Source organism: Rhodanobacter sp. C06, from assembly GCF_002001105.1.
In the GTDB taxonomy this organism is placed as follows: domain Bacteria; phylum Pseudomonadota; class Gammaproteobacteria; order Xanthomonadales; family Rhodanobacteraceae; genus Rhodanobacter_A.
This window is the reverse complement of record NZ_MUNP01000037.1, coordinates 1-23,944: the sequence shown is the minus strand read 5'-3', so window position 1 is coordinate 23,944 and position 23,944 is coordinate 1. Positions and strand designations below refer to the sequence as shown.

Here is a 23,944-nt window from a genome sequence, read left to right as displayed (position 1 = left end):
GGCCGTACCGATGACGATCACCCAGTGGATGCATCGCCACCGGCGTTCGCTGCTGTTCCTCGCCTTGATCCTCGCCATTGGCGGCATCGCCGGCGCGTTCAACTTGCCGGTCTCGCTGTTCCCCAACGTGTCGTTCCCGCGCGTGCGCGTGACGCTGGATGCCGGCGACCAGCCCGCCGACCAGATGGTGGTGAGCGTGACCCGGCCGGTGGAGGAGGCGATCCGTCGCGTGCGCGGCGTGCGCGAGGTGCGTTCCACCACCAGCCGCGGCAGCGCCGAGATCAACATCGGCTTCGACTGGGGCGCGGACATGGGCCGCGCCTTGCTCGACGTCGATGCCGCGATCGGCGAGGTGCTGCCGCGCCTGCCGCCCGGCGTGAACGTGGGGGCGATCCGGCTCGATCCCACGGTGTTCCCGATCCTCGCCTACAGCCTGCGCTCCGACACGCTCACGCCCACCCAGCTGCGCGACATCGCCGAGTTCCAGCTGCGCCCGCTGCTGTCCGGCGTCACCGGCGTGGCCCAGGTGGACGTGCAGGGCGGCGACGTGGCCGAGTTCCACGTGGACGTGGATGCGGCGAAGCTGCGCGCGCAAGGCCTCACCCTCGCCGACCTCGACCACGCGGTGGCGAGCGCCGCCACCATCCAGGCGATGGGCCGGCTGCAGGATCACTACAAGCTCTACCTGCTGCTGGCGAACAACCAGCCGGCGACGGCGGCGGCGCTGGGCGACATCGTGCTGCGCGCCGACGCGCACGGCGTGCTGCACCTCAGGGACGTGGCCACGGTGGCCATGAGCCACGAACCGCAATGGGTGCGCACCACCGCGGACGGCCACGACGCGGTGCTGATGCAGGTGTTCCAGCAGCCCAGCGGCAACAGCGTGCAGATCGCCCGCGACGTGAAGCAGCGCCTGGCCGATTACCAGCAACAGGCGCCGAAGGGCCTGCACATCGCCAACTGGTACGACCAGACCCAGCTGGTGCTGGGCGCGGCCGGCAGCGTGCGCGACGCGATCCTGATCGGCATCGTGCTGGCGGGCCTGGTGCTGTTCGTGTTCCTGCGCAACGCACGGGTGATCCTGGTGGCGCTGATCGTGGTACCGGCCACGCTGGCGACCACCGTGCTGTTGCTCGACCTGCTGCACATGAGCTTCAACATGATGACGCTGGGCGGCATGGCGGCCGCGGTGGGCCTGCTGATCGACGACGTGATCGTGATGCTGGAGCACATCATGCGCCGGTTGCGCGACGGCACGGGGCCCGTGCGCGAGCGCATCGCCGGCGCGGCGTGGGAATTCACCCGCCCGCTCACCGGCTCCAGCGCGGCCACCGTCGTGATCTTCCTGCCATTGGCCTTCCTCACCGGCGTCACCGGCGCGTTCTTCCGGGCGTTGTCGCTGACCATGGCCAGCGCGCTGGTGATTTCCTACCTGCTGACCTGGGTGGCGGTGCCGCTGCTGGCCGAGTGGCTGATCGACGAGCGCCACGCCGTGGAGCATCCGCCGGGCCGCTTCTCGCAGCGCATGCTGGCAGGTTACGAACGCACGCTGGGTCGCCTGCTGCAGCGGCCGGTGCTGGTGTTGCTCGGGGTGATCCCGTTGCTGCTGGTCGGCGTGCTGGCCTACCGCCAGGTGGGCAGCGGCTTCATGCCGAAGATGGACGAGGGCGGCTTCGTGCTCGACTACCTCTCGCCGCCCGGCACCTCGCTGGACGAGACCGACCGCCTGCTGCGCCAGGTCGAGGCGATCGTCCATGCGAATCCCTATGTGGACACCTACTCGCGGCGTACCGGCTTGCAGCTCGGTGGCGGCCTCACCGAGGCGAACACCGGCGACTTCTTCGTGCGCCTGAAGAGCGGCTCGCGGCCGTCGACCAGCACGGTGATGGAGCAGGTCCGCGAACAGGTCGCAGCCCAGGTGCCGGGACTGGATGTCGATGTCGCGCAGCTGATGGAAGACCTGATCGGCGACCTCACCGAAGTGCCGCAGCCGATCGAGATCAAGCTCTACGGCGACGACGAGACGCAGCTCGACGCCACCGCGAAGAAGGTGGCCGCGGCGATCGCCAAGGTCAACGGCGTGGCCGAGGTGCGCAACGGCATCAACCCCGCGGGCGACGCGCTGGACGTGCAGGTCGATCCGGTCAAGGCCGGCCTGTACGGGCTCGATCCGGTGGCGGTGGCGCAGCAGGTGTCCGACGCGGTGGCCGGCAACGTGGCCGCGCAGCTGCCGCAGGGGCCGAAGATGATAGGCGTGCGCGTGTGGTTGCCGCCGGACTCGCGCGCGCAGCTGGAGCAGTTGCAGGCGCTGCCGATCCGCGCGCCCGACGGCCACGTGCTGCCGCTGTCCGAGATCGCCACGATCCGCGCGGTGCAGGGCCAGCCGGAAATCAACCGCGACAACTTGAAGCGCATGGTGGCAGTGACCGCGCGCATCGTGGGCCGCGACCTCGGCTCCACCGTGGCCGACGTGAAGCAGGTGCTGGCCAAGCCGGGCCTGCTGCCGCCGGGCATGTACCACGAGCTGGGCGGCCTGTACGCGCAGCAGCAGATCGCGTTCCACGACCTCAGCATCGTGATGCTGGCGGCGATCGCGCTGGTGTTCACGCTGCTCTTGTTCCTCTACGAGAGCTTCCGCGTGGCGCTGGCGATCATGGTGGCGCCGCTGCTGGCGATGGCGGCGGTGTTCGTGGGCCTGTGGGTCACCGGCATCGAGCTCAACATCTCGGCAATGATGGGCATGACGATGATCGTGGGCATCGTCACGGAGCTGGCGATCTTCTACTTCACCGAGGCGGCCGACGCCGAGCAGCGCATGCCGCTGCACGAGGCCCTGCGCTACGCCGGTCACCACCGCATGCGGCCGATCCTGATGTCCACCATCGCCGCCATCCTCACCCTGCTGCCGCTGGCGCTGGCGATCGGCCAGGGCTCGCAGATGCAGCAGCCGCTGGCGGTGGCGATCATCGCCGGCATGCTGGTGCAGGTGCCGCTGGTGCTGCTGGTGATGCCCGTGATTTACGCATTGCTGCGTAAATCACAAAAGAACCCGCCGCACAACGAAGCTGAATCGCTCCGCATAGCCAATCGTTGAAGATCACGAACCCGCTGGCACGATCACTCCCTCTCCCTCTCCCTCTCCCTCTCCCTCTCCCGCTTGCGGACGCGGGGAAGGGTCATGGATGGCCCTGCTTTCCTCGCTCCCCGGAGCCGAGCACATCCCTGTGCTCTCTCCGCGTGGAGGAGCGAGGAAGAGGGTTGGGGAGAGGGCAGCACTTGCACGGCTTCCATCGAGGATGTCGCGCGAAGCGCAACCGCACCGATCGCGTTCTTCAAACACCGCCTCCAGCGACCAATGCCTTCGGATTTGCTTGCTCTCCCCGCAAGCCTCCCCTAAGTACCGCAGCGTAGCGTTGTCGTGTCGCCGGCGCGCCGGCGACACCTCTCAACCCCCAAGGAGCAGCCCATGCGCAAGTCCATCGTCCTCACCCTGCCGTTCGCCCTGTGCGGCCTCGTGTTCGCCGCGCAGGCCGAAACCCCGGCCCAGCTCGCCGCCCAGGCGAAGATCAGCATGACCCAGGCGCGCAAGATCGCCCTGCAGGCGGTGCCCGGCCAAGTGGTCAAGCAGGAACTGGAAAAGGAGGCCGGCGGCAGCGGCCTGCGCTACTCGTTCGACATCAAGTCCGGCAAGGACACCCGCGAAGTGGGCGTGGACGCGAAGACGGGCAAGCTGCTGGAAAACTCGCTGGACAACAACGACGCCGATTGACCGCCCTCCGGTGCCGCGTCGCGCGGCACCGGGTTCGTCTCTGCCGTTCTGGGTGCCTCGAATAACCGCTACTTGTTCGCCGGAATGACGCAAGTTGAGAGGTTTTCGAGGTTCCTTTCAGCGCAGCGGCTTCGCCAGCCGCAACAGGTCCGCGCCGAAACCCGCCGCCTCGTACACCTTGCGTGCGCGCTCGTTGCCGGGGAACACCGCCAGCGTCACCAGCTGGCACTGGTGCTCGCGCGCCCACCGTTCCGCATGCGCCAGCAATGCCTTGCCCACGCCGCGGCCCTCGTGCGCCGGCACCACCGCGAGATCCGAGATGTGGCAGTTGCTGCGTCCGGTGAAGAAGTCCTCGGTGCGCTGCAAGTGCATGAAACCCACTCGCGTGCCGTCGGCGTCCTCGGCCACGAACAGGTGGCTGTTCGCGGGTTGCTCCTCCAGGTGGCGCAGCAGCTCGTCGCGGATGCCCTCGATGCATTCGTGGCGGCGCCGCCAGGACGGCAGCGGGAAATCCACGAAACGCGGCACCAAGGCCAGGATGAAATCGTCGTCGTCTTCGGCCAGACGGATCAGCAGGGACGGTTCGCTCATGGTCGTCGGAGGTACGGGGACTTCCGCCGGTTCTACACCGTCGCGGCGTGCGACGGAAGTGCGCCGCGCCAGCCGGCCACGGCTATAGTGCGGCCTTCGCGCGCCGCCGCGCCCATGCCAGGGACGTCCCATGCCCGCCACCCGCATCCGCCTGCAGACCGGCGCCGACGCCACGCTCGCGCAAGGCATCGCCGCGATCCAGCGCGAAATGAAACTGCCGGGTGCGTTCCCGCCCGAGGTCGAGGCCGCGGCGGCGCAGGCGGCGGCACAGCCCCGGCTGCCGGCGCTGGATCGCACCGACATCCCGCTGGTCACAATCGATCCGCCCGGCTCGATGGACCTGGACCAGGCCATGCACCTGGAGCGCCGCGACGGCGGCTACCGCGTGTACTACGCGATCGCCGACGTGGCTGCGTTCGTGAGTGCGGGCGATGCGGTGGATGCGGAAGCACACCGCCGCGGCGAGACGCTGTACGGCGCCGACTCGCGCATCCTGCTGCATCCGCAGTCGCTCTCCGAAGGCGCCGCCTCGCTGCTGCCGGACCAGCTGCGGCCCGCGCTGCTGTGGATGATCGATCTCGACGCGGGCGGCGAGATCGCCGCGATCGACGTGCGTCGCGCGCGGGTGCAGAGTCGTGCCCGGCTCGACTACGCCGGCGTGCAGCAGCAGCTCGACGCCGGCACCGCCGATCCGCTGTGGTCGCTGCTGCGCGAGGTGGGCGAGTTGCGCCAGCGGCGCGAACAGGCGCGCGGCGGCATCAGTCTCGCGCTGCCGGAGCAGGAGATCAGCGTGGCGGACGGCCAGTGGCAGCTGGAGTACCGCGTCAACCAGCCGATCGAGGACTGGAACGCGCAGATCTCGCTGCTCACCGGCATGGCCGCGGCGCAGCTGATGGTCAAGGGCAAGGTCGGCCTGTTGCGCACGCTGCCGCCGCCCGATCCGGCCGCGATCGCACGGCTCAAGCTCACCGCGCAGGTGCTCGGCATCGCGTGGGCCGCGACGCAGTCTTACCCCGACTTCATTCGCGCGCTCGATCCGTCGAAAGACGCGCATGTGGCGATGCTCACCGCGTGCACCACGGTGTTGCGCGGCGCCGGCTACGTGGCTTTCGACGGCGCGCTGCCCGCGCAACCGCTGCAGTCCGCGCTGGCGGCGGAATACGCGCATGCCACCGCGCCGCTGCGCCGGCTGGTGGACCGCTACGTGGGCGAGGTCTGCGTGGCCTTGTGCGCGAACCAGCCGGTACCGGACTGGGCGCGCGCCGCGCTGCCGGCCCTGCCCGAAACGATGGCCGAGGCCGATCGCCGCGCGCACCAGTACGAACGCCAGGTGATCGATCTGGTCGAGGCGGTGCTGCTGGCGCCGCGCGTGGGCGAGACCTTCCGAGGCGCGATCGTCGAGGCGAACGGCGCGGAGCGTGCTCGCGGCGACGGCAACGGCGCCCTCGCGCACGGCGGCGTGGTGATGCTGCGCGATCCCGCGATCGAGGCCCGCGTCGCTTCCGCGACGCCGCTGCCGCTGGGGCAGGAGGTGACGGTGCGGCTGGCCGCGGCCGATCCGATGCAGCGGCTGGTGCGCTTCGAGCTGGCGGTCTGAGCGCCGCGTGCCGCCCGGCGCCCGCCAGTGCCGGAAGTTGATGGCGCACTACTTGCGTGGTTGCACGTGAGTGCCGATGCTAGCCGTCATCGGGGAGGCTTCGGGCGGTAGTGGCATGCGCATGAGCGGCTGGGGTCTTGCATGCGTGGCATGGCTGTCGTGCAGTCCGGCCGCGCTCGCCACTGCCGCGGCATCCGTTCCCGCCACGCCCACGCAGATCCGCGTGGTCGCGCCCGACGACTATCCACCCTTCCTGTCGCTCGATGCGGACGGCAAGCCGCAGGGCTACGAGGTGGACCGATGGAAGCTGTTCCAGGCGCACACCGGCATCCGCGTGGAGTTGGTGACCATGGACTGGCGGGCCGCCACGCAGGCGCTGCTGTCGGGACAGGCCGACGTGATCGACATGATCTACCACACGTCGGCACGGGATGCGCAATACGACTTCTCCCTGCCTTACGCCACGCTGCCTACCGGCGTCTACGTCGACCGGAGCGTCGAAGGCGTGCACGATCTGCCCTCCTTGCAAGGTTTGCAGGTGGGCGTGGATCGCGGCGATGCCTGCGGGCCGAAGCTGCAGTCGCTGGGCTTTACCGGACTGCGGGAGTTCGGCGATGCGCGCCAGGTCGTCCGCGCGGCGATTCGCGGCAACCCGCGGGTCTTCTGCATGGACGAGAACCGGGCATATCGCTACCTGTCCGAATCTGCCGCACTGGGCCGTTTCGAGCGGGCGTTCGTGCTCGACACCAGCCAGTTCCATTGGGCCGTGCGCAAGGGCAACACGGCGATGCTGCAGACGGTGGAACGCGGCATGGCGGGCATCGCGCCGGCCGAGCTTGCTGTGCTCGACAAGCGCTGGCTGGAGCATCCGCTCATCCCGACGCCCTACGGGCGCGTCGCCGGCGTCGCGCTGGCGGCGGTGCTGGCGCTGATCGCGCTGATGCTGCTGTGGGTGGGGACGCTGCGCCGCACCGTGGCGGCGCGCACGGCCGCGCTGCGGGCGGAAGAGGGCAAGCTGCGCGCGATCTTCGACGCCAGCCCTGACGCGATGTGGGTGAAGGATCTCCAGGGCATCTACCGCGATGGCAACGACCGTGCGGAGGCCTTGTTCCGCTCCGCTTGCGAGTCGCCGGCCGGACGGCGCTGCGACGAGCTGTTCGACGCGGCGTTCGCGGCCGGGATGCGCGAGCTGGATGGCGAGGCGGCACGGCTGGGGCGCAATGCCGGCGCCTTGCTGTCGCTGGCCGCCGGAGACGGCCAGAACCGGCAGTTCGAGGTCATCAGCGCGCCCCTGTTCACGCCGCAGGGCGAGCTGTACAGCGTGGTGAGCGCGGCGCGCGACGTCACCGAGCGACAGCGGACCGAAACGCAACTGCAGCTGTGGGGGCATGCGTTCGAGAACGCCGCGTTCGGCGTGTACATCTGCGATGCGCGCAACAAGACCCTGATCTCCGCCAACCCCACCTTCGCCGGCGCGCACGGCTACACGCCGGAGGAGATGGTGGGCATGCCGGTGGATGCGCTGTATCCGCCAGACCTGGTGGCCGAGCGCGCGGCCTTGCGGGCGACCTCGGATCGGCTTGACCACTACGTGTGGGAAACCGAGCAGGTGGCGAAGGATGGCCGGCGCTTCCCGGTGCGCTTGGACTGCTCGGTGTTCCACGATGCCGACGGGCTTGCGCAGTACGTGCTCATCCATGCGCAGGACATCACCGAGCGCAAGCAGGCGGAGAACGAACTGCGCCTGGCCGCCGTCGCATTCGAGACGCAGGAGGCCTCGATGGTGCTGGATGCCGACCAGGTCATCCAGCGCGTCAACCATGCCTTCACCCGGTTCACCGGATTCCGGGCCGACGAAGCGGTCGGGCAGCCGTCGTCGATGCTGCGCTCGCCGCAGCGCGCGCCGGATGCCTACGACAGCCTCTGGGAAACGACGCGTCGCGTCGGCCATGGGCAGGGCGAGCTGTGGATCCACGTCAAGCGGGGCCAGCCCAGGGTGGCGCGCGTCGCGATTTCAGCCGTGCCTGGCGCCGGTGGCCAGCCGGGTCACTTCGTCTGCTCGATGATCGATCTGACCGGCGAGCGCGAGGCCCATGCGAGCGTCGATCGCATGACCTTCTTCGATCCGTTGACCGAGCTGCCGAACCGGCATTTCCTGCACGGCCGCCTGCAGCACCTGCTGGGCAAGGACGCCACGCGCGGCGTCGCCCTGCTGCTGATCGATCTCGATCACTTCAAGCGGGTCAACGACCTGCGCGGCCACGCCGCCGGCGACCGCCTGCTGGTGCTGATCGCGCAGCGTCTGCGCAAGCTGCTGGACGAGGACTGCGTGCTGAGTCGTTTCAGTGGCGGCACGTTCGCGCTGCTGCTGCGGTGCCGTGCGCCGGAACCGCTGGCGCGCGTCGTCCAGGTGCGCGACTGCGCCGAGCAAGTGCGCGAGGCCTTGCGGATGCCGTTCCAGCTGGACGACGACGTGCCGGTGGGGATGACGGTCAGCATCGGCTGGACCGAGCTGGTGCCGGGACGCGACTCGCCGGAATCGGTGCTCAAGCAGGCGGAGCTGGCGATGTACGCCGCCAAGGCCGGCGGGCGCGACCAGCTGTGCCGCTACGAGCCGGCCATGCAGGACGAACTGGTGCAGCGCGAGGCAATGGTCGGCGACCTGCGCCGCGCGATCGCCGAGGAGACGCTGGAGCTGCACTTGCAGGCGCAGGTCGACCGGCATGGGCGCGTGGTCGGCGCCGAGATGCTGCTGCGCTGGACCCGCCCCGACGGCGAATCGGTGTCGCCGGAGCGGTTCATCCCCGTCGCCGAGGAGAGCGGCCTGATCCTGCCGCTGGGCGACTGGGTATTGCGGCGCGCCTGTGCGCAGTTGGTCGCCTGGTCGGCGCGGCCATCCAGATGCAGACTCGTGCTCGCGATCAACGTGAGCGCGCGGCAGTTCGCCCAGCCGGGCTTCGTGGACGACGTGTGCCGGGTGCTCGCCGCGAGCGGTGCCGACCCTGCGCAGCTGATGCTGGAGATCACCGAGACCGCGATCCTGGGCGATCTCGCCGAGGCCGCCGTCAAGCTGGCGCGCCTGCGTGCGCAAGGCATCCGCATCTCGCTGGACGACTTCGGCACCGGCTATTCCTCGCTCGCCTATCTCTCGCGCCTGCCGCTGGACCAGCTGAAGATCGACCAGGCCTTCGTGGCCCGCCTGCCGGAGGATGCGAACGACGCGATGGTCGCGCAGACCATCATCGGCATGGGCCGCGGGCTGGGCCTGGAGGTGGTGGCCGAAGGCGTGGAGACGGCGGCGCAGCACGACTTCCTGATGCGCGAAGGCTGCCACGGTTTCCAAGGTTACCTGATCTCCCGGCCGATGCCGCCGGCGCAGTTCGAGGCGATGCTGGAGCAGCGTCTCGCCTCGGTGTGAACGCACGACGGCGAGCGCACGCGCCGCCAACGAAAAACGCCCGGGCAGGCCGGGCGTTTTCGTGTTGCGCGGAAACCGGTTTCAGGAAGTTGCCGGCGCCGAGGCCACCGCGCCGGCGCCGGTGGAATCCACCGTCAGCGAGACGCGGCGGTTGTCGGCGCCGTGGTCGCGGCTGGCGCCCTTCACCACCTGGCGGTTCGCATCCTTGCCGTAGCTCACCGCGCGCACCTGGTCGGCGCCGATGCCGTTCTGCACCAGGAAGTCGCGCACCGCGTCGGCGCGCTGCATGCCCAGGCGATGGTTGTAGGCGCGCGAGCCGGCCGGGTCGGCGAAGCCTTCCACCGTGATCAGCACGTTCGGGTGGTACTTGCTGATCGTCTGCGCGAAGTTCTGCAGCGCCGGCTTGTCCTGCTCGTTCAGGGTGGCGCTGTTGAAGGCGAAGTGCGCCACGGTGTCCACGCTGACGCGGCCCTGCATCGCGGTGATCTGCGTGTCGTACTTGGAGAACTGCTCCTGCATCTGTTGCTTGATCGAATCGATCTGCTGCTGCTGGTCCTGCTGCTTCTGCTGCAACTGCTGGATGGCGGCGCTGAAGTCATCCTTCTTCACGTATTGCGAACAGCCGGCCAGGCCAACGGCCAGCATGCTCGCCGCCAGCACGGCGATTCGGGGGGAGGGGAGGTTCATCGCGTGTCTCCTGGGTGCGTGCCTGCGACGTGATTGACAGCGGTCTGCAGGTCGTTCGAGGAAGCGTGGGGGTGCTGCCGTTTCGACCCTACCCCAATGCCGCGCGCACATGCACGTTTCGCGGCATCGCTGCTGCGCCAAGGTTCAGGTTCCTGTGCAGGTAGTGAAGATTTCATTGCGGCATCGCGTGCACGATGCGGCACGCACTTCAGCGTTGCGGCGCGCGGATCGCCGCGGAAAAATCCTCGCCCGGCCGGCTCGCGCGCGCACGCTCGGTGATGCGTGCGCGCGCGTTCCACTGCTGCAGCGTGAGGCGGTGGTCCAGCACGCCGATCTTGTAGAGATAGCCGGGCAGGTAGCCGGTAAGCAGCAGGCGCGGGTCCAGCGGCAGGCCGGGATCGAGCTGGCGCGCCATGCGATACACCATCGAGGCGCAGTTCGAGGTGACGGTGTTGTAGAACACCGGCGTGGTCGCCAGCCGGTTCGCCTTGTCCACGTAGGACAGGAACAGCGCGCGCATCGTCGGTCGTTCGATCGCCAGCGGATAGAGATAGTCGTCCTCGCCGCGCACGTTGGTGCGGACGCGGATCAGGTCGCTTTCCGGCGCGGCGATCAGGATCGCCTCGAAGTCCTTGAAGAAGCCGCCGATCGAGGAGAACTGCTGGCCGCGCCGCTTGCGGATCTCCACCGAGAACACCAGGTGGCGGCCATCGTCGAAGCCGAACGAGATCATCGCGTGGGCGATCGCCTTGCTGCCCCAGTGCGAGAGCACGGCATCGGCGGAAGCCAGATGGTCGAGGTCGTAGCTTTGCGTTTCCCAGCGCGCGTCGTAGTCGCTGTCGCTGCGCCAGTGGAAGTCGCGCACGTTGTGCAGGACGACCACGTTGCCGTGCACCTCGCCGGCGAGCAGGCGCGTCACGTCGTCGGCCCAGGCGTGGTCGTTGCCGGGTGTGATGCCCGACCACCAGACCAGCAGCAGCGCATACAGCAGCGCGTAGCCGCCCAGCGGCCACCATGCGCGGCGCAGGATCGCCAGCGCGAACAGCGCCAGCACCAGTACCGACCACAGCACGGCGCCCAGCGTACGCAGCGCGACGCCGCCGGGCAGCTGGTACCACAGCGCCAGCGCGCCCCAGGCGCCGGAGACGAGCGCGACCAGCGCGCCCAGCAGCAGCGCCAGGCCGCGTCCCATCGCGCGCAGGAGGTTCGTCATGCTGTCGATGCCTTGCCGGATGTCGCCAGCCTGCCGCGATGCGCAGGGGAAGGCAACGGGGCGTCGGCGGCCGCGACTACAATCGCGCCAGTTGCCAGGGCGGAAGCGGGGCAGGGAATGCGGGGTCATTCGATCAGCTGGGCTTGGTTGCCGCGGCTTGCCATGGCGACGCTGCTGCCATGCCTCAATGCCTGCGCGATGGTGGGCGTAAGCCGGCTCAAGCCTAGCGACGTGGTGAGCGAGCGGCGCGCCGACGTGATCGGCAGCCGGCAGTTCAGCGATGGCACCGTGCAGGCGCTGAACGTGGTGGCGTTGAACGCGAAGCAGTGCACGCAATCCTTCGACAGCTGCACCGAAATCGTCGAGCACGCCAGCGGGCTGGACGAGGAGCGCCGGCTGTCCGCGCTGTCCGAGCTGTGGCTGGGCCGCGCGCTGCGCGGCGACAAGGAGCCCGCGATCGACGACGCCACGCTGGACGCCTACCTGCAGAGCGCGCGCTACGCCTACGCCTACCTGTTCTACACGAAGCGCACGCCCGCCGAGCGCGTGTTCGACCAGCGCCAGGCCAAGGTGATCGCGTTCTACGACTACGCGGTGGAGCGCGTGGTCGGACGCTGGTTCGAGGAGCTGCCCAGGCTCAGCACCGGCTGGACGCAGACCGAGCTGGCGGGCTGGACCGTGCTGCGGCCGGATACCGACCTGCACCTGCGCACCGCGCCGACGGAGCTGATCCCCGCCTCGGCGCTGCGCTTCAAGGGTTTGCGCAACGTCTATCGGCGCGACGGTTTCGGCTCGGACTTCGTGGCGGTGGCGCCGCCGTCCGCAACGGATGCGCCGGCTGAACCGTGGCGCGAGCCGCGTTACGCGGCGATGACCGGCGTGCTGGTGTTCGGTGGCCACACGTTGGACGAAGTGCTGGACACGCGGCAGGCGCAGTTGCTGGTGCGCGATCCCTACCGCGACGCGGACGTCGCCATCGCCGGCCGCAGCGTGCCGCTGGGCGCGAACTTCACCGCGCCCTACGGCCTGTGGCTGGCCCGTTCCGGCTTCGCGATGCAGTCGATCCGCTCGCTGCTGGGGCGCGAGGGCGGCATCAAGGAGCCGCGCGTGATCCTCATGCAGCCGTGGGATCCGGATCGCCTGACGGTGGTGATGCTGCACGGCCTGGCCAGCAGCCCCGAGGCCTGGGTCAACGTGGCGAACGAGGTGCTGGGCGACGAGCAACTGCGTCGCCACTACCAGGTGTGGCAGGTCTACTACCCCACCAACGCGCCGATCGCGGTGAACCTGATGCAGATCCGCCGCGCGCTGGATGCCACCATCCGCCACTTCGATCCCGGCGGAACCACGCGGGCCACGCAGCACATGATGCTGGTGGGGCACAGCATGGGCGGGGTGATCGCGCGCCTGCTGGTGTCGTCCAGCGGTGACCGGCTGTGGAGCCTGGTGCCGGAGGGCAGCCGACTCTCCGCCGCCAAGCGCGCGCGGTTGCACAAGGCGCTCGAGCCCTACCTGCAGTTCTCGCCGATGCCGCAGGTGGATGAGGCGGTGTTCCTCGCCGCGCCGCACCGCGGCACGCCGACGGCGCGGCATCGTCTCGCCCGCTGGGTGGCCGAGCTGATCCGCCTGCCGTTCAGCGTGCTCAAGGAAATGACCAGCATCTCCGACCTGCTCAAGGACGACAGCGGCAAGGGCGCGCCGCTGCACGTCTCCAACAGTGTGGACAACCTCAGCGACACCGACCCCTTCATCGTCGCCACCGAGAATCTGCCGATCTCGCCGGGCGTGCGCTACCACTCGATCATCGGCTTGTACAAGCCGCACGGCGAGCTGGCGCAGAGCAGCGACGGCGTGGTGCCCTATACCAGCGCGCATCTCGCGGGCGCGGCTTCCGAGGTGGTGATCCCGTCCTGGCACAGCGTGCAGGAGACGCCCGCGGCGATTCTCGAACTGCGCCGCATCATGCGGCTGCATCTGGCGCGCGAAAAACCGTAGGAGCGGCTTCAGCCGCGATTCGCCTTCGCGGTAACGCAACGAAGAGCATCGCGGCTGAAGCCACTCCTGCGGGCGTGCGGTCAGGCGATGTCGGGCAGCGTCGCCACGCCGGCTTCGATCGCCGCCTTGTGCATCAGCGTGCGCGGCAGGATGCGCGCGAAGTAGAACGCGGCGGTGTCGCGCTTGGCCTGCTTGAACGCCGCGCCCTGCGTGCTCGCTTCCGCGGCGGCCACACTGCGTGCCTGGAAGTAGGCGAGCGTGACGTAGCCCGAATACCACAGGTAGTCCGTCGCGGCGGCGCCCAGTTCCTCCGGATTCGCCTGCACGCGCTGCGCCAGCGCGAGCGTGAGTTCGCCCCACTGCTTCATCGCGGCGCCGAGCGGCGCGATGAACGGCGCGAGCCTCGCATCGCCCGCGTGCGTCTTGCAGAACGCACCGATCTCGCCGGCGAAATGCTTGAAGCCCACGCCCTGCAATTGCAGGATTTTCCGGCCCAGCAGGTCGGCGGCCTGGATGCCGGTGGTGCCCTCGTACAGCGTGATGATGCGCGCGTCGCGCACGAACTGCTCCATGCCGTTCTCGCCGATGTAGCCGTGGCCGCCATACACCTGCAGCGCCTCCTTGGTGCACTCCTGCGCGAGTTCCGTCACCACGCCCTTGGCGATCGGGATCAGGAAGGCGACCAGCTCGCCGGCCGCCTTGCGCGTGGCTTCGTCCACGCCGCGCGCCTCGATGTCGGTCTGCAGCGCGGTGTAGTACAGCAACGCGCGCGAGCCTTCCACGAAGGCGCGCTGGGTCAGCAGCATGCGGCGCACATCGGGCTGCACCAGCAGGTTGTCGGCCACCTTGTCGAGGAACTTCGCGCCGGACAGCGCGCGGCCCTGCAGGCGCTCGCGCGCGTAGTTGAGCGAGTTCTGGTACGCGCGCTCGGCCAGCGCGAGACCTTGCACGCCCACCGACAGGCGCGCGGCATTCATCATGGTGAACATCGCGGCCAGGCCCTTGTGCGGCTGGCCGATCAGGAAACCTTCCGCGCCGTCGAAGTTCATCACGCAGGTGGCCGAACCCTTGATGCCCATCTTGTGCTCGATGGCGCCGGCGAACGCGGCGTTGCGTGCACCCGGCGAACCGTCCGCATTCACCTTGAACTTCGGCACGATGAACATCGAGATGCCGCGGCTGCCGGCCGGCGCATCGGGCAGGCGCGCCAGCACCAGATGCACGATGTTCTCGGCGAGGTCGTGCTCGCCCGCGCTGATGAAGATCTTGGTGCCGCTAATCGCGTAGCTGCCGTCGGCGTTCGGCTCGGCGCGGGTCTTCAAGAGGCCCAGGTCGGAGCCGGCCTGCGGCTCGGTGAGGCACATCGTGCCGGTCCAGCGGCCTTCCACGATGGGCTTCAGGTAGGTGTGCTGTTGCGCTTCGGTGCCGTGCAGCTCCATCGCGTGGCAGGCGCCCTCGCTGAGCAGCGGATACAGGCTCCACGCCAGGTTGCCCGACTGGAACAGCTCGGTGGTGGCGATGCCCAGCACGCCCGGCAACGCCTGGCCGCCGAACGCCTCCTTCGCGGTGAGGCCGGCCCAGCCGCCCTCGGCGAAGGCCTTGAACGCCTCCTTGAAACCCTTGGGCGTAGTCACCGTGTGGGTGGCCTTGTCGTAGCGGCAGCCCTCGGCGTCGCCCGGCGCGTTGGTGGGCGCCAGTACCTGCTCGGCGAGCTTGCCGGCTTCCTCCAGCACCGCATCGAGCAGATCGCGGCCGTGTTCGGCGCCGCCCTGCAGTTGCGTGAGCACGGTCTCGGCGCCGAGCAGGTCGAAAAGAGCGAAGCGCTGGTCGGCTAGCGGGGCCTTGTAGATCGTCATGGCGTTGCCTCTGGGCTGCGGGTTGTGTTGGTTCGCGGCTTCAGCCGCGACGTGCCTAGCGGAAGGTGTGGGCGATGCCAGGCACCGGCGAGAGGAAGTCGCGGTGCTGGAAGCTGAAGTCGCGCGGGTTCTTGTCGTCCGGATGGTCGGCCAGATCCGGCAGGCAGTGCACCGTGCCGCCGACCGCGTAAGCCAGTGAACCGGCGCTGCCCTTGGCCGCGACGGTCGCGAGCGCGCTGCCCATCGCGGGCGTGGGCAGCACGTCGAGCGTGGTCACGTCGCCGGCGAAGGCGGGGATGTCGAGATCGAACGCGGCATGCAGGCGTACCGGGATGCCGTCGGCCACCTGCAGCGTGCCGTCGATGGCCTTGAAATCCATGCCGCCGTAGCTGTTGTTCTGGATGCGCACGGTGAGGCGCCACGCGCCGTTCGGCAGCACCTGCAACTGCTGCACGCTGAGCGTGGGCGGGAACACGCTCTTGCGCGGCGGACCGCAGGCCACCAGGGCGGCAACGAGGGCGACGAGGACGAGGCAGCGCAGCAGTCGCTTCATGGATGTACCTCAAACGATTGTTTGAATCTTGACCCGGGGTCGGCGCGCGCGTCAATGCCGGGAGGTTTCCAGCGCAATGGACTGCAGGCATCATGGCGCGTTCCCCACCGATATCGATTGCCATGACCCGTCGCATCGTCGCCCGCCGTTCCCCCATCCACGGCAATGGCGTGTTCGCCGTCGCCCCGATCAAGAAGGGCGAGGAAGTCATCCAGTACAAGGGCACGCTGATGACCCATGCCGAGGCCGACGAGATGTACGGCGACGGCGGCGAGACCGGCCACACCTTCCTGTTCACGCTCAACGACGACTACATCGTCGACGCCAACCGCCACGGCAACAGCGCGCGCTGGATCAACCACAGCTGCGCGCCGAACTGCCGCGCGGTGGTGGAGGAAGCCGCCGACGGCAACCCGCGCCACGACAAGGTGCTGATCGAGACGATCCGCGCCATCAAGCCCGGCGAGGAACTCACCTACGACTACGGCATCATTCTCGACGTGCCGCACACCGCGCGCCTGAAGAAGCTGTGGCAGTGCCTGTGCGGCGCGCCGAACTGCAGCGGCACGCTGCTCAAGCCCAAGCGCTGAGCCACCCGGCGGGCGCCGGTTTTCGTACCGGCGCCGGCGCTGCCTGCGTCGAAAATTCCTGCGGTTTCGGTGCCTAGCCAGCCGGCGAAAAGCGCTCCTATACTCCGCAGACACGCACGTCGGGGGGACGGGCGGCCATGGACAGCAACCGGGGGAAAGTATGGAAAGCAATCCGTACGCGGCGCCTGCCGCGGTGGTGGGGGACGTGGGCGGCAGCGACGCCGCCGATCTGGAAAGCCGCAAGGCCGGTCGCGGCAAGCGCCTCGGCGCGGCGATCATCGATGGCTTGATCAATCTGCCCTGGCTCGGTTTGTTCGTTTGGGCGGGCGTGATGTATTACAGCGCGACTCGGCAGGGATTTCCGGCGCCGCATACCGCCGGCATGCTGATCTTCCTCGGCTTCTTGCTGATGCTCGGCGTGTTCGTGGTCAACTGCGTGATGGTGCACCAGAGCGGCCAGACCATCGGCAAGCGGATGCTGGAGATCGCGATGGTGCGCACCGACGGCAGTCCGATCACGCTGCTCCGCTACATCTTCCTGCGCGTGGTGCCGGTCGTGCTGCTCGGCATGATCCCGCTGGTGGGGCGCTTCGTCGGCCTGATCGATCCGCTGCTGATCTTCGGCAAGGAACGGCGTTGCCTGCATGACCTGATCGCCGACACCATCGTCGTCGACGTTTGATGCTGGACTCCGTCCGCGAGATCGAGACGCCCGAAGGCATCTCGCTGCGCCTGCGTGCGGCCGGCCCGCTGCCGCGCGCGCAGGCGTGGATGATCGACACGATCATCCGCCTCGTGCTGCTGATGCTGGCAATGATCCCGCTGGCATTCCTCGGCACCGGCGGCCGCGGACTGGCGATGCTGGCGATGTTCGCCCTGCTGTGGGCGTACTGGGTGGTCTGCGAGCTGTGGCTGGACGGGCAGAGCCTGGGCAAGCGCGCGCTGGGCCTGCGCGTGGTCAATGCCGATGGCACGCCGGTGACCTGGCTGCCGTCGGTGACGCGCAACCTGCTGCGCGTGGTCGACGCGCTGCCCGGCGTGTACGGCGTAGGTCTGGCCAGCACCCTGGTCGATCCCGGCGCGCGCCGGCTCGGCGACATCGTGGCCGGCACGATGGTGGTGCACGCGAAGGAGTCGTCGTTCGGCCACCAGGTGCCGGCGTCGCCGGCACAAATGTTGCCCGTGCCGCTGGCACCCGAGGAGCAGGCCGCGCTGGTGGATTTCGCCGAGCGCGCCGACCAGCTCACCGTGCAGCGCCAGGAGGAACTGGCGAACCTGCTGGAACCGCTGACCGGCTGCCGCGACACCGCCGCGGTGGCGCGCCTGCTCGGCTACGCGAACGGCCTGCTGGGGCGCCCATGAAACAGGAACGCTTCGTGGCCTTGCACGCGCAGGAGTGGGACGGCTTGCAGGCCTGGCTGGGCGAGCTCGACCGCCAGCCGAAACGCGGCATGCGCCGCGAGCAGGCGCTGGAATTCCCGGCAGCCTACCGGCGCGTCTGCCACCACCTCGCACTGGCGCGCGGGCGCGGCTACAGCCACGAGGTCACCGAACGGCTGCAGCAGCTGGTGCAGCGCGGGCACCGCGTGCTGTACCGTCCGCCACCGCCGCGCTGGCATCGCGCGGCCGCCTTCCTGGTCGCCGACTTTCCGCGCCTGGTGCGCGCGCAGTGGCGCTGCATGGCGCTGGCGGCGGCATTGTTCTACGTGCCGGCGCTGGCACTGCTGGCGTGGCTGCAGGTGCATCCGGAGTTCGCGCACACCTTGTTCAGCAGCGCGCGGCTGGCCGAGTTCGAGCGCATGTACGACCCCGCCAATCCGCACCTGGGCCGCAGCAGCGGCACCAACCTGCAGATGTTCGGCTTCTACGTGTTCAACAACGTCAGCATCGCCTTCCGCACTTTCGCCTCGGGCCTGCTGTTCGGCGTGGGCGCAATCTACGTGCTGGCCGCGAACGGCATCATCGTCGGCGGCGTGGCCGGCCACCTCACCGCGATCGGCTACGGCGGCCCGTTCTGGCGCTTCGTGGTGACTCATTCGGCGTTCGAGCTGAGCGCGCTGGTGATCGCCGGCGGCGCCGGCCTGCAATTGGGGCTGACCCTGCTCGCACCCGGCCGGCGCCGGCGCGGGCCGGCGCTGGTGGAGGCCGGCTGGATCGGCGCGAAGCTGGCGCTGGGCGCGTTCGCGATGCTGGTGGTGGCGGCGTGCATCGAGGCGTACTGGTCGTCGCAGGCATGGTTGCCCGATCCGCTGCGCTTCAGCGTGGCCGCGCTGGCCTGGCTGCTGGTGCTGGGCTGGCTGGGTTTCGGCGGCAGGGCGGGGCGGCATGGAGCTTGAACGGATCGGCGTGGTGCTGCGCCCGCGCGAATCGCGCGAAGCCCTCGATCTCGGCGCGACGATGCTGCGCGCGAACGCCGGCACCGTGTGGTCGGCGTGGTTCGCCTTCACTTTGCCGCTGTTCGTGCTGGTCAACGCGCTGGGCCTGCTGCTGCAGCTGCCGTGGCTGGGCCTCGCGCTGACCTGGTGGCTGCTGCCGCTGTTCGACCGCGTGCCGTTGTACGTGCTCTCGCGCGCGGTGTTCGACCGCGCACCACGCTGGCGCGAAACCCTGCGCGGCCAGCGCGGCCTGCCGTGGCGGCCGACCCTCGCCGGCTTGAGCTGGTTGCGCCTGGACAGTCATCGCGCGCTGCGCCTGCCGCTGGAATTGCTGGAAGGCGCGCCGCGCCGGCAGCGCGCCGCACGCTGGAAGGTGCTGCGCCGCAAGCTGGTGGGCGAAGCCAGCCTGCTCACCTGGGGCTGCCTGCAGTTCGAGCTGGTGCTGTTCCTCAGCGTCTGGCTGTTGGCGCTGTGGCTGCTGCCGAACGAATGGCGGCCGGCCTCGTTCGCCGATTTCTTCCGCCACGACGTGCACAGTGCCGGCACCGCGTGGACGCTCGCGGCGTCCGCCGTGGCCTACCTCGCGATCAGCGCGATCGAGCCGTTGTACGTGGCCTGCGGCTTCGCGCTCTACCTCAACCGGCGCACCCAGCTGGAAGCCTGGGACATCGACCTCGCGTTCCGCCGCCTGCGCGCGCGCCTGCAGGACGCGAGCAAGCTGCTCGGCCTGCTGCTGTGCCTGGGCTTGCCGTTGGCCGGCCATGCCGCGTCGCCGACGCCGCCGGTCGCGAAGAGCGCGGCGGTGAGCACGCCGCAGGAGGTCTTCCGCCAGCCGCTGGACGAAGACGACCGGCGTTTCGCGGCGGCCGCGGCGCAGGTGTACCGCGATCCGCGTTTCGGCGGCGAACATCACGTGCGGCGCTGGGAATTGAAGTACAGCCGTCCGCCCGCGCAGCAGAACGTGAACATGGGCTTCGGGCCGTTGCGCATGCTCTCCGGCCTGTTCAACGCCGTGCTGTGGCTGGCGTTGGGCGCGGTCGTGGCGGCGCTGGCCTGGTTCGCGTGGCGCTGGAGCAGCGGGCTGCGCGACGAGGCGCTGCCGTCGTCGTTCGAGGCGAACCTGTCGACGACGGTGGACGAGACGCCCGAAACCCTCCCGCAAGACTTGGCCGGTACTGCGCGTGAGTTGTGGCAGGCGCGCCGGCGGCGCGAGGCGCTGGCGCTGCTCTACCGCGGCTGTGCGGAGCGCGTCGCGCAGCAGCTGCAGATGCCGTTCGCGGTCGACGCCACCGAGTCGGACTGGCTGCGCCATGCCGCCGCGCTGGGCGATCCGGCGCGCTCGCAGCGCGTCGCCACGATCGTGCGCACCTGGCAGTTCGCCGCCTACGCCGGCCGCTATCCCGACCAGGCCGCGTTCGAGCAACTGCTCGACGGCTGGCCGCTGCAGCCGGGAGCTGCGGCATCGGGAGGCGCGGCATGAAGCATCGCGGCCTGCTCGTCGCCGCTCTGGTACTGCTGGGTGTGGCGGTGCTGGTCGGCCTGTTCCTCGCCACGTTCCAGCGCCGCGACGTGGTCGAGCCGACCCCGGCCAGCGGCGCGGCGCAGACCAATCCGCTGTTCGCCCTCGAACAGACGCTGCGCGACATGGGCGAACCGGCGGCCTCGCTGACCACGTTGGACCCGCGCCAGGTGCCGCTGCGGCCGGGCGACACAGTGCTGGTCGGCGCGGACGCGGGGCGCATCGATGCGGACACCGCCGCGCGGCTGGCCGCATGGGTGCGCGAGGGCGGTCATCTGCTGCTCGCGCCCGATGCGGGCGCGCGTGCGCCGGTGTTTGCCGCATTGGGCCTGCTCGATCCGCGCCCGAGCACGTTCGGCTGCAGCCGTCTCGGCGACGGGAAAAAGGCCGCGAGCCTGTGCGGCCTGCGCTTCCGCCTGAAGCCCGCGGCCGCTTCCAAGGCGGATGCAGCGATCGGCAACACCGACGGCGGCTACCTGTTCGCGCGCACCGCGCTCGGCCGCGGCCACGTCAGCCTGCTCGCCAGCTTTGCCCCGCTGGAACGGCAGCAACTGAAGCAGGCCGAGGCGCAGCGTTTCGCCTGGCGCCTGCTGGCGCCGAACCGCGGCCGCGGCCAGATCTACCTGATCCATGCGCTGGACGGCCAGCCGTTCCTCAAGCTGCTGGCGACCCGCGGCTGGCCCGCGCTGCTGGCGCTGGCCGCGCTGCTGGCGGCGTGGGTGGCGATGCGCAGTGCGCGCCTTGGCCCGCTGCTGCCCGCGCCCGCGCCGCATCGTCGCGCGCTGCTCGAACACGTGCAGGCCGCCGGCGAATTCCTCTACCGCCGCGACGGTGGCCGCAGTCTGCACCAGCTGGCCTGCCAGGCCGTGCTGGCGCGGCTGCGCCGGCGCGATCCCGCCAGCGTGCGCTTGAACGGCGAAGCCTTGTACGCGCGTCTCGCCGAACGCGGCGGGCTAGCCGCCGGCCAAGTCGCGCAGGCCTTCCAGTCACCCGCGAACGCACAGGCGTTCCGCGCTTCCCTATTCACCCTGGCGCGACTCAGGAGCCGCCCATGACCACCGAAACCCCGATTGCCCTGGCCGCCGCCCCGGCCGCCGCGCCGGCTGCCGCGATGCCGATGTCGATCGCCGAGCTGGGCGAACGCGCCCGCGCGCTGCGCGAGCAAGTCGGCCGTGCCTTCATCGGCCAGCCCGAAGTGTTCGAGCAGGCGCTGCTGGCGCTGCTCGCCGCCGGCCACGTGCTGGTCGAAGGCGTACCGGGGCTGGGCAAGACCCTGCTGGTGCGCGCGCTGGCCGCCGCGGTGGGCTGCAGCTTCGGGCGCATCCAGTTCACCCCCGACCTGATGCCGGCCGACGTCACCGGCCACGCGGTGTACGACCCCAAGACCGAGTCGTTCCGCATCCGCCGCGGCCCGGTGTTCGCGAACCTGTTGCTGGCCGACGAGATCAACCGTGCGCCGGCCAAGACCCAGGCCGCGCTGCTGGAGGCGATGCAGGAAGGGCAGGCGACCATCGAGGGCCGCCGCCTGCCGCTGCCCGCGCCGTTCATGGTGGTGGCCACGCAGAACCCGATCGAGCAGGAAGGCACCTACGCACTGCCCGAGGCCCAGCTCGACCGCTTCCTGGTCAAGGTGTTGATCGGCTACCCGAGCCTTGAAGACGAGCGCCGCATGGTGGCGGAAGTGGTCGACGGCAAGCTGGCCGCCGATCTCGACGTGTCGCAGGTGCAGCCCGTGGTCGACCAGGCCGGCCTGCTGGCGATGCAGCGCGGTGTGGCCGCGATCCGCATGGATGCCGCGGTCACCGACTACGCCGTGCGCATCGTGCGCGCCACCCGCGAGTGGCCCGGCGTGATCGGCGGTGCCGGCCCGCGCGGCGGCCTCGCGCTGGCGCGGCTGGCGCGGGCGCGCGCCGCGCTCGACGGCCGCGACTTCGTGGTGCCCGACGACGTGCGCTCGGTGGTGCTGCCGGCCCTGCGCCACCGCCTGCTGCTGGCGCCCGAGGCGCTGCTGGAGCGCCAGCGCCCCGACGACGTGCTGGGCGCGCTGCTGCACAAGGTGGTCGCGCCGCGGCAATGAAGAACTCCCGAGTCGCCGCCGTTTTGCCTGTCATTCCTGCGCCCGGTTGGCGCCGAGTCCCGGTACTCCCTCCCCTGCCTGCAGGGGAGGGCCGGGGTGGGGTGCTTTTGCTTGCGCGGCGCTCCCGAAAACACCCCCTCCCAACCTCCCCCTGCACGCAGGGGGAGGAGCAAAATCGCGGCATGGTCCATCGACCAAGGTGCGGCACTTGAGGCCCGCACCGCTGCTGCTGTGGCTGCTGCTGGCCTGGGCCGCGCTGGGCGCGGCAGCCAGCCTGGGCCGCTTGCCGCTGTCGGCATGGCTGGCCTTCGGCGCCGCGCTCGCCGCACTGGCCTTGCTCGATGCCTGGCGTCTGCGCCGCCTCGCCTCGCCCGAACTGCAGCGCGAGCTGGCGCCGGTGCTGCCGCTGGGGCCGGAGGCGAACGTGGCGCTGCACCTGCGCAATCCCACCAAGCGCCGCCAGTCGCTGCGCTTGCACGACCTGCATCCCGGCGGCTGGGCGGTGCGCGGCATGCCGCGCCGCGTGAGCTTGCCGCCCGGCGGCGCGCTGCGGCTGGACTACGCCACCACGCCCGACGCGCGCGGCCTGTTCCATTTCGGCGGCTGCCACGCGCTGCTGCCGTCGCCGTGGCGCTTGTGGCACGGCCGGCGCGTGCTGGGCGAGCCGTCCGCCACGCGGGTGTATCCGAACTTTGCGGTGCTGGCCGAGCTGGCCGGGCTCAGCGTGGAGCTGGCCTCGCGCAGCGTGGGCGCGCGCCTGCAGCGGCGCCGCGGCGAGGGCACCGAATTCCAGGAGCTGCGCGACTACCGCGTCGGCGACAGCCTGCGCAAGATCGACTGGAAGGCCACCGCACGCAGCCATCGGCTGATCTCGCGCGAATACCGCGAGGAGCGCAACCAGCAGGTGATCCTGATGCTGGACTGCGGCCGCCGCATGCTGGCGCAGGACGGCCCGCTGGCGCACTTCGACCACGTGCTCAACGCCTCGCTGGCGCTGGCCAGCATCGCGCTGCGCGAAGGCGACGCGGTGGGCCTGCTGGCCTGCCTCGGCCAGCAGCAGCGCTGGCTGCCGCCGCAGCAGGGCAGCGGCGGCATGGACCTGCTGCTCGGCGCCGGCTACGACCTGCACGCCCAGCCGCTGGCCACCGACTACCTCGCCGCCGCGAACGCCCTGCAGGTGCAGCAGCGCCGGCGCGCGCTGGTGATCCTCGTCACCAACGTGCGCGACGAGGACGACAAGGAACTGCGCACCGCGCTCAGCCTGCTCTCCCGCCAGCATCTGGTGGTGCTGGCCAGCCTGCGTGAACAGGCACTGGACGAAGCCGCCCACGACCCCGGCGCCACGCTGGAAACCAGCATCCGCAGCGCGTCGGCGATGCATTACCTTGCCGAGCGCGAGCGGGTACACGAGACGCTGCGAAGGGAAGGGGTGAATGTGCTGGATGTGCGTTGCGCGGAGTTGTCGGGGGCGTTGATCGAGCGGTATCTGGCGATCAAGCGGGGGAATCGGTTGTGAAAAGACGGAAGCGTCTACGGAGGGTCGATATGAAATACCAAGTGATTATGTTTCTGACCTTGCAGGCTGTTGAGAAGCACCGTCTCGCGCCACTCTCGATAGCCGCGATCTATGCATGACGGTCGTGATGGTGGGCGCATGGCGCGTTTTCCCGCCCTGCGGACGCACGTCTCCCACCGTTGCTCATG

General features: G+C 69.9%; 18 protein-coding genes. 13 read left to right on the top strand and 5 right to left on the bottom strand.

Features of this window, described 5'->3' with window-relative positions:
• The first annotated feature begins 10 nt into the window (after positions 1 to 10).
• The gene (locus B0E52_RS05215) at positions 11 to 3,094 is read left to right on the top strand and encodes an efflux RND transporter permease subunit (RefSeq protein ID WP_077482336.1); all 3,084 of its coding nucleotides are present in this window, start codon (positions 11 to 13) and stop codon (positions 3,092 to 3,094) included.
• 372 nt (positions 3,095 to 3,466) lie between these two features.
• Positions 3,467 to 3,769 (top strand): PepSY domain-containing protein, encoded by a 303-nt coding sequence (locus B0E52_RS05210; protein WP_077482335.1) that lies wholly within the window; start codon positions 3,467 to 3,469, stop codon positions 3,767 to 3,769.
• Positions 3,770 to 3,886: 117 nt separating this feature from the next.
• On the opposite strand, the gene B0E52_RS05205 is transcribed toward B0E52_RS05210, so the two are convergent.
• Positions 3,887 to 4,360: a GNAT family N-acetyltransferase gene (locus tag B0E52_RS05205; protein WP_077482334.1), complete on the bottom strand. Its 474-nt coding sequence runs from the start codon at positions 4,358 to 4,360 to the stop codon at positions 3,887 to 3,889.
• 130 nt (positions 4,361 to 4,490) lie between these two features.
• On the opposite strand from B0E52_RS05205, the gene B0E52_RS05200 reads away from it, so the two are divergent.
• Positions 4,491 to 5,957 carry an RNB domain-containing ribonuclease gene (locus B0E52_RS05200; protein ID WP_077482333.1) on the top strand — a complete coding sequence of 489 codons (1,467 nt, stop codon included), beginning with the start codon at positions 4,491 to 4,493 and terminating at the stop codon, positions 5,955 to 5,957.
• Positions 5,958 to 6,078: 121 nt separating this feature from the next.
• Entirely contained in the window at positions 6,079 to 9,375 is a 3,297-nt protein-coding gene (locus B0E52_RS05195; protein WP_168174127.1) for an EAL domain-containing protein, read from the top strand.
• Between the two features lie 81 nt (positions 9,376 to 9,456).
• On the opposite strand, the gene B0E52_RS05190 is transcribed toward B0E52_RS05195, so the two are convergent.
• Positions 9,457 to 10,062: an OmpA family protein gene (locus B0E52_RS05190; protein WP_077482331.1), complete on the bottom strand. Its 606-nt coding sequence runs from the start codon at positions 10,060 to 10,062 to the stop codon at positions 9,457 to 9,459.
• A 208-nt stretch (positions 10,063 to 10,270) separates the two neighbouring features.
• Positions 10,271 to 11,275 (bottom strand): DUF4105 domain-containing protein, encoded by a 1,005-nt coding sequence (locus tag B0E52_RS05185; protein WP_254426712.1) that lies wholly within the window; start codon positions 11,273 to 11,275, stop codon positions 10,271 to 10,273.
• Positions 11,276 to 11,437: 162 nt separating this feature from the next.
• On the opposite strand from B0E52_RS05185, the gene B0E52_RS05180 reads away from it, so the two are divergent.
• Complete coding sequence (locus tag B0E52_RS05180) at positions 11,438 to 13,270, top strand: alpha/beta fold hydrolase (RefSeq protein ID WP_077482330.1); 1,833 nt, start codon at positions 11,438 to 11,440, stop codon at positions 13,268 to 13,270.
• 80 nt (positions 13,271 to 13,350) lie between these two features.
• Here B0E52_RS05180 and B0E52_RS05175 read toward each other — a convergent pair whose 3' ends face one another.
• Together B0E52_RS05175 and B0E52_RS05170 are read right to left on the bottom strand one after the other, a co-directional pair.
• The gene (locus B0E52_RS05175; protein WP_077482329.1) at positions 13,351 to 15,126 is read right to left on the bottom strand and encodes an acyl-CoA dehydrogenase C-terminal domain-containing protein; all 1,776 of its coding nucleotides are present in this window, start codon (positions 15,124 to 15,126) and stop codon (positions 13,351 to 13,353) included.
• 55 nt (positions 15,127 to 15,181) lie between these two features.
• Positions 15,182 to 15,679, bottom strand: a complete 498-nt coding sequence (locus tag B0E52_RS05170) for a hypothetical protein (RefSeq protein ID WP_077482328.1) — start codon at positions 15,677 to 15,679, stop codon at positions 15,182 to 15,184.
• A 122-nt stretch (positions 15,680 to 15,801) separates the two neighbouring features.
• Here B0E52_RS05170 and B0E52_RS05165 point away from each other — a divergent pair, with 122 nt between their 5' ends.
• From B0E52_RS05165 to B0E52_RS05130, 8 genes are all read left to right on the top strand, one after another.
• Positions 15,802 to 16,269, top strand: coding sequence for an SET domain-containing protein-lysine N-methyltransferase (locus B0E52_RS05165; protein ID WP_077482327.1), 468 nt, complete (start codon positions 15,802 to 15,804; stop codon positions 16,267 to 16,269).
• Positions 16,270 to 16,429: 160 nt separating this feature from the next.
• The gene (locus B0E52_RS05160) at positions 16,430 to 16,951 is read left to right on the top strand and encodes an RDD family protein (RefSeq protein ID WP_077482326.1); all 522 of its coding nucleotides are present in this window, start codon (positions 16,430 to 16,432) and stop codon (positions 16,949 to 16,951) included.
• Entirely contained in the window at positions 16,951 to 17,631 is a 681-nt protein-coding gene (locus B0E52_RS05155; protein ID WP_077482325.1) for an RDD family protein, read from the top strand. The genes B0E52_RS05160 and B0E52_RS05155 overlap by 1 nt, the downstream gene beginning before the upstream one ends.
• Complete coding sequence (locus B0E52_RS05150) at positions 17,628 to 18,605, top strand: stage II sporulation protein M (RefSeq protein ID WP_077482324.1); 978 nt, start codon at positions 17,628 to 17,630, stop codon at positions 18,603 to 18,605. The genes B0E52_RS05155 and B0E52_RS05150 overlap by 4 nt, the downstream gene beginning before the upstream one ends.
• Positions 18,595 to 20,124, top strand: coding sequence for a DUF4129 domain-containing protein (locus B0E52_RS05145; RefSeq protein WP_077482323.1), 1,530 nt, complete (start codon positions 18,595 to 18,597; stop codon positions 20,122 to 20,124). Before B0E52_RS05150 ends, B0E52_RS05145 begins: the two co-directional genes overlap by 11 nt.
• Positions 20,121 to 21,218, top strand: a complete 1,098-nt coding sequence (locus B0E52_RS05140; RefSeq protein ID WP_077482322.1) for a DUF4350 domain-containing protein — start codon at positions 20,121 to 20,123, stop codon at positions 21,216 to 21,218. The genes B0E52_RS05145 and B0E52_RS05140 overlap by 4 nt, the downstream gene beginning before the upstream one ends.
• 56 nt (positions 21,219 to 21,274) lie before the next feature.
• On the top strand, positions 21,275 to 22,240 hold the full coding sequence (locus B0E52_RS05135; protein WP_254426715.1) for an AAA family ATPase: 966 nt from the start codon (positions 21,275 to 21,277) through the stop codon (positions 22,238 to 22,240).
• A gap of 208 nt (positions 22,241 to 22,448) precedes the next feature.
• Positions 22,449 to 23,756, top strand: a complete 1,308-nt coding sequence (locus tag B0E52_RS05130; RefSeq protein ID WP_077482320.1) for a DUF58 domain-containing protein — start codon at positions 22,449 to 22,451, stop codon at positions 23,754 to 23,756.
• The last annotated feature ends 188 nt before the right edge of the window (positions 23,757 to 23,944 follow it).